Origin of the sequence: Flavobacterium sp. LMO6 (assembly GCF_009495795.1) — a bacterium.
GTDB lineage: Bacteria > Bacteroidota > Bacteroidia > Flavobacteriales > Flavobacteriaceae > Flavobacterium.
This window is the reverse complement of record NZ_WIBH01000007.1, coordinates 21,463-36,280: the sequence shown is the minus strand read 5'-3', so window position 1 is coordinate 36,280 and position 14,818 is coordinate 21,463. Positions and strand designations below refer to the sequence as shown.

Genomic DNA, 14,818 nt, shown 5'->3' with positions numbered 1-14,818 from the left:
TTTATGCTTTTTTACTGATAACCGTTTTGTTTCCAATTGCCTTATCGCCTAATTTTACATTAATTTCGGTTCCTAAAGGCAAATAAATATCTACTCTAGATCCAAACTTAATGAAACCAGCATCTTTTCCTTGAACTACTCTCATTCCTTCTTGTGCGTAATTCACAATACGTCTTGCTAATGCACCAGCAATTTGACGATATAAGATTTCACCATAAATTCTATTGTTAATAACAACAGTAGTTCTTTCGTTTTCTTCGCTTGCTTTTGGATGCCATGCAACAAGGAATTTTCCTGGATGGTATTTACTATATTTAACAATTCCGTTTACGCAGTAACGTGTAACGTGAACATTTATTGGTGACATAAAAATGGAAACCATTAGTCGTTTGTCTTTGAAATATTCAGGTTCGTAAACTTCTTCAATCACAACTACTTTTCCGTCTACTGGAGCTAAAATATGATTGTCGCTATTGTCAGCAATACGAGTTGGATTTCTGAAAAATTGTAATATTAATATTAGTATAGCTAAAGCGAATAAATATAGAATTGTTTTTAGCCAAGTAATATCTACTAAGTAGTCTGTAGCGAAAATAATTCCTACAACAAGTAGTAATGTAATAAAAATGATTTTAGATCCTTCTTTATGAAACATAGTATAAAATTAAATAAAATAAATTAATAAATGGGATGACAAATATAATACTATCTAGCCGATCTAGAATACCTCCATGGCCAGGCATTATATTTCCTGTATCTTTTATTCCAGCTACACGTTTTAATTTAGATTCGATTAAATCTCCTAATGTACTGAAAATACTAACAATTGCGGCAATAACAATCCAAATATATAGATTAGTAGCCATGATGAAATAGTGTGCTAATAAAATTCCTCCAATAATTGTGAATACTAAACCTCCTGCAAATCCTTCGATTGTTTTTTTTGGCGAAACACTTGGAAATAGCTTGTTTTTTCCAAAATTTTTCCCAACCAAATAAGCAAACGTATCATTAGTCCAAATTAAAATGATAATGGATATTAAAATTTTTGGATTATATCCTTTTACACCCATTGCAACATAATTTGTTAATATGAATGGAAGTATAACGTATCCAAATAATAAAAAATATCGTGTATAGGTTTTAAAATGGGTTTTATTTGTGTTGAAAAGATACAATAATAACTTTATAGAAATTACAACTGCTGTAGCTGTTAATCCTGTTGTTAAGTTGAAATCTAAGTTTTTATTCCATAAGAAATAATAAGAGGCAATAGCTGCGGGAATACTAATAAAGTAATTTAATCCGCACATTTTGCAAAATTCATAAACACCAATAACTAAAAAAACACCAAATAGAATTGCTAAACCCTCTCTAGAGTAAGATATACAGCCAAGTAGTAAAATAACATAAACGGCTCCAGATAAGGCTCTTTTTAGCGTTTCGTTCATTATTATAAATCTTCTAAAAGAAGTAAATAAAGATTTTTATGACAACTTCCATAATGAAGAAAATCTTGTTCTTTTACTTCTTCAAAGTACTTAATTGTAGTAATATTTGAAGGATAATTTTTTTCGTGCGTATTTTTAATTCGCCTCAATCCGTCACTTTTGCTATTTACAATCTGACTTGTGGTTGCAAAAATAATCATGTTAGTAGGTAATTCGTTTGGCTTAAAGTGCTTAAACTGATTAGAAGAAAATAAAATGGAACCTTCATCTGCGATTAAATTCTCACAAGGAGAAAGAATAAAAACAGGAGTTATGTCGCTTTTGTAAGTTAATTTATTTTCGTCTAGTAAATAAATAAGTCTGTTATCATAGCATTGAGCATTACATTCAAACCAATCGTTTTCTGCTAATATGTTTTCAAAATTCTCTGCAATTTCTTGTAAATTTTCGCAATAAATAAATTTACCTCCATTTTCTTTGAAATTGAAAGTAAATTGGTCATCTATTGGCATCGTTGTTTCAGGAGAATAAGGACTTTTAACGTCAGTTTTCTTGTCGTTATCGTCTTCATTTCCTAAATTCCCAAAAAATTTTTTAAAAAGACTCATGTATTTTTTCTGGCTTTTTATAGTATAAGTATCAAAGATAAAAAAAAACTTAGTTCTTTATTGGTAGAACTAAGTTTTTTATTAATATAATTTTGTTGATAACTACTTATTCTGAAACCGTAATTTCCTCTTCTTTATCAAACGGTCTTTTTCCAAAAATGGTTTCCAAATCATCTTTGAAAATAACTTCTTTTTCTATCAGAATATCAGCTAATTGTGTTAATTTATCTTTATTAGTTTCTAAAAGATGAATTGCTCTTTGATATTGTTGTTCAATTAATTTAGAAATTTCTGAATCAATAACTTTTGCTGTTTCTTCGGAATAAGGTTTAGAAAAATTATAATCTGATTGCCCAGTTGAATCATAAAATGTTATGTTTCCAAGTTTGTCGTTTAGTCCGTATATTGTTACCATAGCTCTTGCTTGGCGTGTTACTTTTTCTAAGTCACTCAAAGCTCCAGTAGAAATTTCATTAAAAATAACCTTTTCTGCAGCTCTTCCGCCCATTGTTGCACACATTTCATCAAGCATTTGATCTGGACGAACAATTAATCTTTCTTCAGGTAAATACCATGCAGCTCCTAAACTTTGTCCACGAGGAACAATCGTTACTTTTACAAGCGGTGCAGCATGTTCCAACATCCAACTTACGGTTGCGTGCCCAGCTTCGTGAATGGCAATAGCGCGTTTTTCAGCAGGAGTTACAATTTTATTTTTCTTTTCTAAACCACCAACAATTCTATCTACGGCATCTAAGAAATCTTGTTTGTCAACTGCTTTTTTGTCTTTACGTGCAGCAATTAAAGCCGCTTCATTACAAACGTTTGCAATATCAGCTCCAGAAAATCCTGGTGTTTGTTTTGCTAAAAATTCAGTATCTAATTCTTCTGATTTTTTTAAAGGTTTTAAATGCACCTCAAAAATTTCTTTACGTTCTCTAATGTCTGGTAAGTCTACATAAATTTGTCTATCAAAACGACCAGCACGTAATAATGCTTTATCTAAAACATCAGCACGATTGGTTGCTGCTAATACAATTACATTAGAATTAGTACCAAAACCATCCATCTCAGTTAGTAATTGATTTAAAGTGTTTTCTCTTTCGTCGTTAGCGCCTGTCATGTTGTTTTTTCCACGCGCTCTACCTACAGCATCAATTTCATCAATAAAAATTATAGATGGCGATTTTTCTTTTGCTTGTTTGAATAAATCTCTAACACGAGAAGCACCAACACCTACAAACATTTCAACAAAATCAGAACCTGACAAAGAAAAGAAAGGTACTTTAGCTTCACCGGCAACAGCTTTTGCTAATAAAGTTTTTCCTGTTCCTGGAGGTCCAACTAATAATGCTCCTTTTGGTATTTTACCACCAATTGAAGTGTATTTTTCAGGAGTTTTTAAGAATTCTACAATTTCTTGTATTTCTTCTTTAGCACCTTCTAATCCAGCTACATTTTCAAATGTTATGCGAGTATCGTTCTTTTCATCAAATAATTTAGCCTTAGATTTTCCGATACTGAAGATTTGACCACCTCCGCCACCAGAACCACCAGACATTCTTCGCATCATAAAGATCCAAAGACCAATTAGTATAGCAATAGGTAAAAGCATTGAAATTACTTCACCCCACATACTTTCAGGTTCTTTTTCATATGAATTGATTTTCTTTTCTGCGTCTGCTTTTGCTAAAGCTTCCTGGAAAGTTCTTAAATCACCAATTTCAAAAGTATAATGAGGACCTTTAGTATTTAATTTACCAGTAATGTCATTTTTTACCTTGTCGTGTCTTTTATCTTTTAAAGCTTCTTTTTTTAGAAAAACAGTCGCTTTTGTATTAGTAAAGATTACTTTATCAACTTGACCGGCATTTAAATATTCATTAAATTTTGATAAACTAGTTTTACCAGGATTGCTTAAATCAAGACCATCTGAAAATAGACTAATTGTAAAAAAAATCGTTAGAACAAGTACAATACTCATCCATGGACTAAACTTGAAGTTAGAATTACTATTTTGTGCCATATAATTTTTTAGTATTTAGTTTCAATGGTTGTGATTTTTGCATCACCCCATAAACTCTCTATTCGGTAGTATTCGCGAATGTGTTTTTGAAAAACATGAACCACAATATTTACATAGTCCATTAAAACCCATTCTCCATTTTCTGCACCTTCTACGTGCCATGGTTTGTCTTTTAATTCTTTAGAAACAATTTTTTGTATTGAGCCTACAATTGCATTTACTTGTGTATTAGAATTCCCATTACATATAACAAAGTAATCACAAACGGTATTGTCAATTTCTCTTAAATCAAGAATATCAATATTTTCGCCTTTTACTTCTTCTATCCCTTTGATGATGTTTGCTAATAAATCATCATTATTAATCTGCTTCTTCGCCATTTATTATTTTTGTATTTATGCAAAGGTATCATTTTTTGTCATTATTTTTGAACCTTAACATAAGATTAAATTTTCTTACTAGTATCATGAAGATAATCAAACTCAATGCCATAGATTCTACCAATACTTTTTTAAAGAATTTGGCTAATGACAAGCAGACTGAAAATTTTACAATTGTAGTTGCAGAACATCAAACAAAAGGTAAAGGTCAGAGAGGTTCTGATTGGCTTGTGGATAGTGGTAAAAACCTAACTTTTAGTGTTTTATGTAATTTTTTAACATCAGAAATTAATTTATTTTCTTTAAATGTAATAGCTGCTATAAGTATTGTTGAGGGTTTAAAAACAAAAAGTAATTTAAATTTTGAAATTAAATGGCCAAACGACATTTTGGCAGACAATAAAAAAATTGCGGGTATTTTAATTGAAAATAGTTTTAAAAGTCAGCATGAAATTCAATCTATTATAGGTGTTGGGATAAATGTAAATCAGGACTATTTTGAGAATTTACCTCAAGCCTCATCAATGTTTATTTTAGAAAATAAAATATTTGATAAAGAGGAGTTGATGATTGGTATTGTTTATGAACTTAAAAAAAATTTAGAAGAGGTAAAGTCTGTAGGAGAAGATTATTTTTGGAATAAATACCATGATTTACTTTTTAAAAAAGGCAAGGTTTCTGCATTCGAAGACAAATTAGGATTAAGATTTGTTGGTAAAATTATTGGAGTAAATAAGGAAGGAAAATTAAAAGTAGAATTAGAAAATGAAGCTGTTACTTTCTACGATTTGAAAGAAATTAAATTGTTGTACTAAATTAAACATTGCTTAAAATCCTAAATCCTATGTTAAACTTCGTTAAAAAGTTTTTCAATTTAAGTACATTTGTGGCAATTTTATAAATACGTATTCCTAAATCTCATGGAAAAAAAAATATTCTCCTTTTTGTTTTCAACACGTTTAATGGCTGTTTTGTTTATAGGTTTTGCTGCGGCTATGGCTGCCGGAACTTTTATTGAAGACGCTTATAATACCGATACAGCTCGAGTAATTGTTTATAATTCTTGGTGGTTTGAATCTATTATGGTGTTTTTTGTAATTAATTTTTTAGGTAATATTAAACGTTACCAATTACAAAAAAAAGAAAACTGGGCTACTTTATTATTGCACCTTTCTTTTATTCTAATTATTGTAGGCGCTTTTGTTACTCGTTATATTAGTTATGAAGGAATGATGCCAATTAGAGAAGGCGAATCTTCAAATATTATTTATTCAGATAAACCTTATTTAACGGTCTTGGTTGATGGCAATTATCAAGGGGAAATGAAAAGAAAAACGGATGAAAAAGGCTTAATTCTTGCTCCAGAAGTTAAAGACGATTCTTTTTTAAATCTATTTGCAAGCAACGATTTTTCAATGAAAGGTGAATTTAGCGGAATACCTTTTGAGGTAGAGCATCAAGAATTTATCATGAATGCATCTGAAACAATTGTGGCTTCAGAAAACGGACAGTTAATGATTAAAATGGTAGAATCGAGTGGAGGAACTCGCCATGAACATTATTTAAAAGAAGGAGAAGTTCAAAATTTACATAATGTGCTTTTTGCATTTAATAAATATACTAAAGGCGCTATAAATATTTCTAAAATTAGCGAAGCCTATATGATTCAGACTCCTTTTGAAGGAGATTTTATGAGAATGGCCGATAAATTGCAAGGAAAAGTGGTTAAAGATTCTGTACAGCCTTTAATGTTGCGTTCGTTGTATAATATTGGTGGTGCACAGTTTGTGTTTCCTGAACCTGCAATAAAAGGGGAATTGGCTTATAAATCGAATAATGATTTTAAAGACAAACAAACCGATGATGCTTTAAAAGTTAAAATTAAAACACAAGGAAAAGAAGAAGTTGTAACATTAGTAGGAGCAAAAGGGAAACAAGGAATTCCGCAAAGTGTAAAAATTGGAGAATTAGAATTTACTTTATTTTATGGTAGTAAAGTTTACACAACACCATTTACAGTAAAATTAAACGATTTTATTGCCGATAAAAGGCCTGGAACAGAAAATAGCTATTCTGCTTTTAAAAGTAAAGTTGATGTTATAGATTCTGATTCAAAGAAAACGTTTACAGATAGTATTTACATGAATAATGTTCTAGATTACAGAGGTTTTAGATTGTTTCAAGCTAGTTTTGATAAAGATGAATTGGGAACTATTTTGTCTGTTAGTCATGATTTTTGGGGTACATGGATTACTTATATTGGTTACTTTTTGTTGTATTTTGGTTTGATGGCGATTATGTTTACAAAGAGTAGTCGTTTCAGCAGTTTGAAAGAAAAATTAGAAAAAGTAAAGACAAAGAAAGCAAGTTTAATGAGCGTGTTTTTGATTTTATTTTCGACTTTAACTTTCGCTCAACAACACAATCATCAACCAAGTAAAGAAGAAATTCTGAAGTTGTTAAAGAAATATGAAGTTTCTGAGGAGCATGCAGGAGAATTTGCAAAAGTAGTTATTCAGGATAATGGACGTATGAAACCTGTCAATACGTTTTCTTCGGAATTACTTCGTAAAGTATCAAAAAGCGATTCGTATGAAGGTATGAATTCTGACCAAGCGTTTTTATCGATGACGCAATATCCTCAGTATTGGTATTCGTTGCCAATCATCTATTTAAAAAGAGGAAACGATAGTATTCGGAAAATAATTGGTGTTGATAAAGATGCTAAATATGCTCCTTTAATTTCCTTTTTTGACGAAACTGGAAATTACAAATTAGCTAAATATTTAGATGATGCTTACAGAGAACCGGTGCCAAATCAATTTCAAAAAGATTTTATTGAAGCTGATAAAAAAGTAAACCTTCTATATTCGGCTTTAAGCGGACAAATTTTAAAAGTATTTCCTGTTCCGGGTGATAAATCGAATAAATGGGTTTCGTTTTTAGAAGTCAACCAACCAACAGGAACAGCTTTAGATTCGATTAAAAACGTAATGCCATTTTATTTGAATGCCTTAGATAAAGCATCACAAAATAAAAATTACGAATTGCCAAACAGCCTCCTAAAAGGAGTAAACGAATATCAAAAGAAATACGGAAAAGCTGTAATGCTTACAGAACGAAAAATCAATCTTGAAATTCTTTACAACAAATATGATATTTTTAAGAGGTTATATTATATGTATATGTTGGCAGGAGTTTTAATGTTAGCTTTCTGTATTGTTCAAATTTTCAAAAATTCGAAAGCAATCCGAATGATTATAAACGGTTTTCATGGATTGATTGTTTTATTTTTCATACTGCATTTAGCTGGATTAATTGTGAGATGGTACATTTCAGGACATGCGCCATGGAGTGATGCTTATGAAAGTATGATTTATGTAGGATGGGCTACTATGTTTTTTGGATTAGCTTTCGGAAAAGATTCAAAACTTACCGTTGCATCATCTGCATTCGTGGTTTCTATAATTTTAATGGTGGCCCATTGGCAATGGATGGATCCATCAATCGGAAATTTACAACCCGTATTAGATTCGTATTGGTTAATGATTCACGTTGCCGTTATTGTGGCAAGTTACGGCCCGTTTACATTAGCTATGGTTTTAGGATTAGTGGCTTTGTTCTTAATGATTTTTACGAATGAAAAGAACAAAGAAAAAATGAAAATGAGCATCGACGAAATCACCTATATTAATGAAATGGCTTTAACCGTAGGTTTAGTAATGTTAACCATAGGAAACTTCCTTGGCGGACAGTGGGCAAACGAAAGTTGGGGACGATATTGGGGTTGGGATCCAAAAGAAACTTGGGCTTTAATTAGTATTATGGTGTATGCATTTGTAATTCATGCACGTTTTGTGCCAGCATTACGCGGAAGATGGATATATAATGTAATGAGTGTCTTGGCTTTTGCTTCTATATTAATGACCTATTTTGGTGTAAACTTCCACTTAAGCGGTTTACACAGTTACGCTTCTGGAGAAAAACAAAATGTAATTTATTATTTATATATTTTAATAATTGTTATAATCATAGCAGTATTGGCTTATTTTCCATACAAGAAGTATTTTAAAAAATAAAAATAGATCTTAAAGGCTATCATTTAGATAGCCTTTTTTTATGAAATGTTTAATATAAAATTAATTTGAAAAAGGTAAATTTGAATAAAATAAACAAAATGAAAAAGACATTTTTAGTATTTACAGTAATTGTATCGTTTTGGAGTTGTCAAAATCAAGCACAACCTAAAGAAATGAATGAGCCTAATTCAGAAAAAGTTATGGAAAAACAAACCATTTATCAATTTAAAGTAGAAGATTTAGAAGGAAATCAATTTGATTTTTCAACCTTAAAAGGAAAGAAAATATTAGTTGTAAACACAGCTTCAGAATGTGGGTTAACACCACAATATGAACAGTTACAAGAAATTTATACTACTTATAAAGATAAAAATTTTGTTATTATAGGATTTCCGGCAAATAATTTCGGATCTCAAGAGCCAGGAACAAATAAAGAAATTGGCGCTTTTTGTCAAAAAAATTATGGTGTAACTTTTCCTATGATGGCTAAAATTTCAGTTAAAGGGAATGATATGCATCCTGTTTATCAATTTTTAACTCAAAAAGTTAAAAATGGATTACAAGACAGCAATGTAGAATGGAATTTTCAAAAATATTTAATTAATGAAAATGGTGAATTAGCTAAAGTAATATCGCCAAGAGTACTTCCAACAGATGCTGAAATCGTAAATTGGATAGAAGGGAAATAATTTAGTATTCAGTTTTCAGTCGCAGTTTTCAGTATCTGTTGACTGCGACTGAGAACTGCGACTAATTTTAAAGCATTTTTTGCACAATAACCGAATGCAGCCATCGGTCAAATTTAAAACCAGATTCTTTAATAAAACCAACTTCTTCAAAACCAAATCGCTTGTGAAAATCGATGCTGTTTGTGTTTTCAGAATCGATTACGCCAATCATGGTGTGAAGGTTTTGTTTTTTGGCTCTTTCGATTAATTCGGTCAACAATAACTTTCCAATCCCTTTTCCAATAGCATTCTTATTCGCATAAACCGAATGCTCTACTGTGAATTTATACGCTTCTCTGAAACGAAATTCGCTATAATAACCAAAGCCTACGACTTCATTATTTATTTCGGCAACGATTACAGGAAAACCTTTCTGAAGTTTTTCTTCAAAAATCATTTCTTGTGCAGCCAATGTTCGTTCGTTGTAATCGTATAATGCAGTCGAATGCAAAATCGCATCGTTAATGATGGCTAAAATTGCAGGACAATCTGCTGTTTGGTAGTCTCTTATTTTTATCTCCATTTCATAAAGAAATTATGGAGTAAAAGTACTAAAAACCTTTTCAACTTCGTAACTTTGTAGTCTAGTTATTTTTTTAAAATGATGTATCCCAAAATTCCTTTAGCGCAAAGCATTATTGAAATTTGCCAACAAAAAGGAGTCCAACATATCGTAATTTCTCCGGGTTCTCGAAACGCGCCTTTGACTATTGGATTCACAAACAATCCCTTTTTCAAATGTTACAGTATTGCAGATGAACGATGTGCTGCCTTTTTTGCTTTGGGAATTGCCCAACAATTAAAACAGCCTGTAGTAGTAGTGTGTACTTCGGGTTCAGCTTTATTAAATTACTATCCTGCTGTTGCTGAAGCATTTTATAGCCAAATTCCTTTAGTTGTAATTTCTGCTGATAGACCACAAAGCAAAATTGATATTGGAGACGGACAAACCATTCGTCAGGAAAATGTATTTGCTAATCACAGTTTGTACAATGCAAATTTATTAGAAAAGGTATCAACTGAAAACGATAATAACATTCAAATGGCTTTGCAAGTAGCAGTTGCTCAAAAAGGCCCCGTTCATATTAATGCGCCTTTTGAAGAGCCTTTGTATGAAACCGTTTCCGAGTTGCAAGTACAACCTAAGATTATCAATTTTACTACCGAAGAGAAATATTTTTCTCTTGGAAATAGTACAAAAGAAGCTTGGAATAAAGCCACTAAGAAATTAGTTTTAGTAGGAGAGTTGTCTCCAAATTCAGTAGAGCAACAATACTTAGATATATTAGCAAAGGATTCAAGTGTTGTAGTTTTAACCGAAAAGACTTCTAATTTACATCATTTAACATTTATCGACCAAATTGATACGTTGATAACGCCTTTTTCTGACGATGATTTTAAAACGTTTCAACCTGAAATTTTATTAACATTTGGCGGAATGGTTGTTTCAAAACGTATAAAAGCGTTTTTACGAAAATACAAACCTGCTCATCATTGGCATGTAGATGAATTGCGTGCGTATGATACATTTGATGCGCTAACAATTCATTTTGAAACTACAATTAATACTTTTCTAAGTCAGTTATTGGATGAAAATTTTAATAATAGCTCATATCAATCTCATATTGCAACTATTTGGAAAGATAGAGTAGAGAAACACCAAGAATACACTGCGAAAATTCCATTTTCAGATTTTAAAGTGTTTGATTTTCTTTGTAAAAATGTGCCTAGTAATATACAGTTACAAGTAAGTAATAGTTCGGCGATACGCTATTTGCAATTGTTTGATTTGAATAAAACCGTGCAAGTTTTCTGTAATCGAGGCACAAGTGGAATCGACGGAAGCACTTCTACAGCTATTGGAGCTGCTTTAGCGTCTGATTTACCAACGATGTTGATTACTGGCGATATTAGTTTTTTATACGACAGCAACGCTTTGTGGAACAATTACATTCCAAAAAATTTCAAAATCATTTTACTGAACAACAGCGGTGGTGGTATTTTCAGAATTCTACCAGGACATCAAGAAACCGAAACGTTTAATACCTATTTTGAAACCTCGCACCAATTAAACGCATCACATTTAGCCAAAATGTATGGATTGGATTATTTTAAAGCGAATGATCAAGCTACATTACAACTACAATATGCTGCATTCCTAAACCAAAACCAAAAACCAAGTATTTTAGAAGTTTTTACACCTGAAAAAGAGAATAACTGGATTTTGTTGGAGTTTTTTAGAGGGTTGTTATAAAATCTTATGCGTTATGAAATTCTTACGAGAATTGAATTAGCTTATTTATTTTTTAATTACTTGTTTTACAATTAATGTGTTATCAATTTTAATTTGTACAAAATAGTGTCCTTGTTTAAGGTTTTCTAATGCTATTTCAGCGACATTTTGTTGTTTTGCCAACATTTTACCAGAAAGATCATAAACAGCAATTTCATCTACAATTTTGTTCGTTTTCAGGTTTGTGTCGAATGGATTAGGATAAAGTATGACGCTATTATCTATTGTAATATTTGGAACATCTAAAAGTGTATCAGAATTAATTTCAACAAACCATAATTTTGCAGGAAATGTTATAGATATTGGTCCAGAAGAAAAGGTGTATTTTTCGTTTGAAATATACAAACGGTGTTTTGTTGGAGTAATCTCAAATAGTGCAATTGCTTCGACCTGATTTCCTAAAGAGATAATAGTTGTAATTTTTTCAGAAACAGTTCCAGAAAAAACATCTAAACTATTACTAGGGATGTCATGAATTGTATACATAAAAGGTGCTTGAGAATTACTATATCCCGTAAGGTAAATAATATCTTCACTAAAAGAAGTTTCTGCACCTGTAATTAATCCGTTAGTATTGTAACTACTTTCTAAAACAGCGCTATGAGTACCAATTGTTTTAGGAATTGAGTATACGTTTACCATTTTGTTTGCCCAATTTTTAGAAAAAATAAGTAGGTTATCACCACGAGATATAAGTCCTTCAGCATCCCAATTATTGTTGTTTGGATTTGAAGTGAAATCTGTTTGATTTGCGTAAGAATAAGAAATAATTTCAGCTAAAGCTGTATTATCAGGTCCATCATAATCGGTTTTAGAAATTTTATATACTTTTAAATCCGTTCTATTGCCATTATTGTTGCCAATGTCGTCAATATATATAAAAGATGCATCTTGTGTAATATCTTCCCAATCTACATTTGTAGCATTAGTAATAGATACTGTTCTTAAAATGTTACCTGTTGTACTATTAATTTCATACAAATTAGCGTCACCACCACTATCATTAAAAGTAATTATATTATTATTGTAAAATAGTAGACCCGAGGTTTCATCTAAATTTGGAGTTTGTAAATTTGTTAAATTTGCAGCTGTTTGAGATTGGATTGTTGATAACCCAATGAATAAGAATAATATGGATAATATCTTTTTCATTTTATAGATTTTTAAGACCCCATTTTTAAACGCTATATAATAAGCGTTACAGCTGTAATTCTAATCGAAGTGAATTTCTTAATGATTATTCAATTAGTAGAAGAATTAATTGTATAGCAATATACAAAAAAATCCCCAATTGCTTGAGGATTTTAGTGTAAATTAAAATAGAAAATCACTTTCTTTTTATTACTTTTTCAACCGCTTCAACAATCGCTTGGTTGTTTAATTTGTATTTTTCCATTAATTGGTCAGGTGTTCCACTTTCTCCAAAACTGTCGTTTACAGCAACAAATTCTTGAGGCACTAAATGGTTTTGAACTAACGTTCTAGAAACACTTTCTCCTAAACCACCAATAATGTTATGTTCTTCCGCTGTAACTACACAACCTGTTTTCTTCACTGATTTTAAAATCGCTTCTTCGTCTAACGGTTTAATTGTGTGAATGTTAATTACTTCAGCTGAAATTCCTTTTGCTTCTAAAGCTTCTGCAGCTTCTAAAGCTTCCCAAACTAAATGTCCGGTTGCAATAATGGTAACATCAGTACCTTCGTTTAACATAATGGCTTTTCCAATTACGAAAGGTTCGTCAGCAGGCATAAAGTTAGGCACCACTGGGCGACCAAAACGCAAATAAGCAGGACCATGGTGATCAGCTAACGCTAAAGTAGCGGCTTTAGTTTGGTTATAATCACAAGTGTTAATCACTGTCATTCCAGGTAACATTTTCATTAAACCAATATCTTCTAAGATTTGGTGTGTAGCTCCGTCTTCTCCAAGAGTTAATCCTGCGTGAGAAGCACAAATCTTTACATTTTTATCTGAATATGCTACTGATTGACGAATTTGATCGTAAACTCTACCAGTTGAAAAGTTAGCAAATGTTCCAGTAAATGGAATTTTACCACCAATGGTTAAACCTGCAGCAATTCCAATCATATTCGCTTCTGCAATTCCAATTTGAAAGAAACGCTCTGGGTGATTTTTCTTGAAATCGTCAAATTTTAACGAACCAATTAAATCGGCACAAAGAGCTACTACATTTTCGTTTTTTTGACCTAATTCTGTCATTCCAGCTCCAAATCCTGAACGGGTATCTTTGCTGCCTGTGTTGGTATATTTTTTCATAATTCTAGTAATCTCCTAAAGTTTCAACATTTTGTTCTAACGCTTTTGCTAATTGCTCATCATTTGGTGCTTTTCCGTGCCAAGCGTGTGTGTGCATCATAAAATCTACACCATTACCCATTTCAGTGTGTAATAAAATACAAACTGGTTTTCCGTTACCTGATTTTGATTTTGCATCAGCCAAACCAGCTTTTATAGCATCAATATTGTTTCCTTGAGCAATTTCTAAAACAATCCAATCAAAAGCTTCAAACTTTGCTTTTACGCTTCCCATATTAAGAACTTCATCTGTAGTTCCATCAATTTGTTTTCCGTTTAAATCAATAGTGGCAATTAAGTTATCTACTTTTTTTGCAGAAGCATACATGATAGCTTCCCAGTTTTGTCCTTCTTGTAATTCACCATCACCTAAAAGAGCAAAAACTAAATTAGAATCGTTGTTTAATTTTTTAGCTTGAGCTGCACCAATTGCAACTGACATTCCTTGTCCTAATGAACCAGATGCCATTCTAATTCCAGGTAACCCTTCATGAGTTGTTGGGTGACCTTGTAATCTTGAATTTAATTTTCTGAATGTTGCTAATTCTGCTACTGGAAAGTAACCGCTTCTAGCTAAAACACTATAAAAAACGGGAGAAATATGTCCGTTTGATAAGAAGAATAAATCCTCACCAATTCCGTTCATATCAAAACCTTCGTTACGTTTCATAACGTCTTGGTAAAGGGTAACCAAAAATTCAGCACATCCCAAAGAACCTCCTGGATGACCTGAGTTTACGGCATGAACCATACGAAGAATATCTCTTCGAACTTGTGTTGTAAAATCTTGTAGTTGTTGCGTGTTAGACATTATAAAAGATATATATGTGTTAATTGAATGCAAAAGTAATTTTATTTTTTTGGTGGTACAAATCATTTTGTTAGAAGTTATTAAGAATTGTTTTTTGATGGAAGATGGATGATGGGTGATGG

The 14,818-nt window shown here is 31.5% G+C and carries 13 protein-coding genes; 4 read left to right on the top strand and 9 right to left on the bottom strand.

Features of this window, described 5'->3' with window-relative positions:
- Window position 1: 1 nt before the first annotated feature.
- From GFJ99_RS08500 to rsfS, 5 genes are all read right to left on the bottom strand, one after another.
- On the bottom strand, window positions 2-655 hold the full coding sequence (locus GFJ99_RS08500; RefSeq protein ID WP_153208353.1) for a phosphatidylserine decarboxylase family protein: 654 nt from the start codon (window positions 653-655) through the stop codon (window positions 2-4).
- A complete protein-coding gene (locus GFJ99_RS08495; protein WP_153208352.1) occupies window positions 645-1,451 on the bottom strand; it encodes a phosphatidate cytidylyltransferase in 807 nt (268 codons plus the stop codon). Before GFJ99_RS08495 ends, GFJ99_RS08500 begins: the two co-directional genes overlap by 11 nt.
- A 2-nt stretch (window positions 1,452-1,453) precedes the next feature.
- Window positions 1,454-2,059, bottom strand: a complete 606-nt coding sequence (locus GFJ99_RS08490) for a lactate utilization protein B/C (RefSeq protein WP_153208351.1) — start codon at window positions 2,057-2,059, stop codon at window positions 1,454-1,456.
- A gap of 106 nt (window positions 2,060-2,165) precedes the next feature.
- On the bottom strand, window positions 2,166-4,085 hold the full coding sequence (gene ftsH, locus GFJ99_RS08485; protein ID WP_153208350.1) for an ATP-dependent zinc metalloprotease FtsH: 1,920 nt from the start codon (window positions 4,083-4,085) through the stop codon (window positions 2,166-2,168).
- A gap of 8 nt (window positions 4,086-4,093) precedes the next feature.
- A complete protein-coding gene (rsfS, locus tag GFJ99_RS08480; protein ID WP_073583771.1) occupies window positions 4,094-4,465 on the bottom strand; it encodes a ribosome silencing factor in 372 nt (123 codons plus the stop codon).
- 86 nt (window positions 4,466-4,551) lie between these two features.
- Between rsfS and GFJ99_RS08475 the strand changes: the two genes are divergently transcribed.
- From GFJ99_RS08475 to GFJ99_RS08465, 3 genes are all read left to right on the top strand, one after another.
- Window positions 4,552-5,280, top strand: a complete 729-nt coding sequence (locus tag GFJ99_RS08475; RefSeq protein WP_153208349.1) for a biotin--[acetyl-CoA-carboxylase] ligase — start codon at window positions 4,552-4,554, stop codon at window positions 5,278-5,280.
- A 105-nt stretch (window positions 5,281-5,385) separates the two neighbouring features.
- Window positions 5,386-8,544: a cytochrome c biogenesis protein CcsA gene (gene ccsA, locus GFJ99_RS08470; RefSeq protein ID WP_153208348.1), complete on the top strand. Its 3,159-nt coding sequence runs from the start codon at window positions 5,386-5,388 to the stop codon at window positions 8,542-8,544.
- Window positions 8,545-8,642: 98 nt separating this feature from the next.
- The gene (locus GFJ99_RS08465; RefSeq protein ID WP_153208347.1) at window positions 8,643-9,233 is read left to right on the top strand and encodes a glutathione peroxidase; all 591 of its coding nucleotides are present in this window, start codon (window positions 8,643-8,645) and stop codon (window positions 9,231-9,233) included.
- 67 nt (window positions 9,234-9,300) lie between these two features.
- On the opposite strand, the gene GFJ99_RS08460 is transcribed toward GFJ99_RS08465, so the two are convergent.
- The gene (locus GFJ99_RS08460) at window positions 9,301-9,795 is read right to left on the bottom strand and encodes a GNAT family N-acetyltransferase (RefSeq protein WP_153208346.1); all 495 of its coding nucleotides are present in this window, start codon (window positions 9,793-9,795) and stop codon (window positions 9,301-9,303) included.
- A gap of 78 nt (window positions 9,796-9,873) precedes the next feature.
- Here GFJ99_RS08460 and menD point away from each other — a divergent pair, with 78 nt between their 5' ends.
- Entirely contained in the window at window positions 9,874-11,526 is a 1,653-nt protein-coding gene (menD, locus tag GFJ99_RS08455; protein ID WP_153208345.1) for a 2-succinyl-5-enolpyruvyl-6-hydroxy-3-cyclohexene-1-carboxylic-acid synthase, read from the top strand.
- Window positions 11,527-11,571: 45 nt separating this feature from the next.
- Here the strand turns inward: menD and GFJ99_RS08450 are convergent, their stop codons facing one another.
- The 3 genes from GFJ99_RS08450 to GFJ99_RS08440 form a co-directional block, all read right to left on the bottom strand.
- Entirely contained in the window at window positions 11,572-12,717 is a 1,146-nt protein-coding gene (locus GFJ99_RS08450; RefSeq protein ID WP_153208344.1) for a T9SS type A sorting domain-containing protein, read from the bottom strand.
- A gap of 175 nt (window positions 12,718-12,892) precedes the next feature.
- Window positions 12,893-13,846 carry a transketolase family protein gene (locus GFJ99_RS08445; RefSeq protein ID WP_153208343.1) on the bottom strand — a complete coding sequence of 318 codons (954 nt, stop codon included), beginning with the start codon at window positions 13,844-13,846 and terminating at the stop codon, window positions 12,893-12,895.
- Window positions 13,847-13,850: 4 nt separating this feature from the next.
- The gene (locus GFJ99_RS08440; protein ID WP_255473858.1) at window positions 13,851-14,762 is read right to left on the bottom strand and encodes a transketolase; all 912 of its coding nucleotides are present in this window, start codon (window positions 14,760-14,762) and stop codon (window positions 13,851-13,853) included.
- Between the last annotated feature and the right edge of the window lie 56 nt (window positions 14,763-14,818).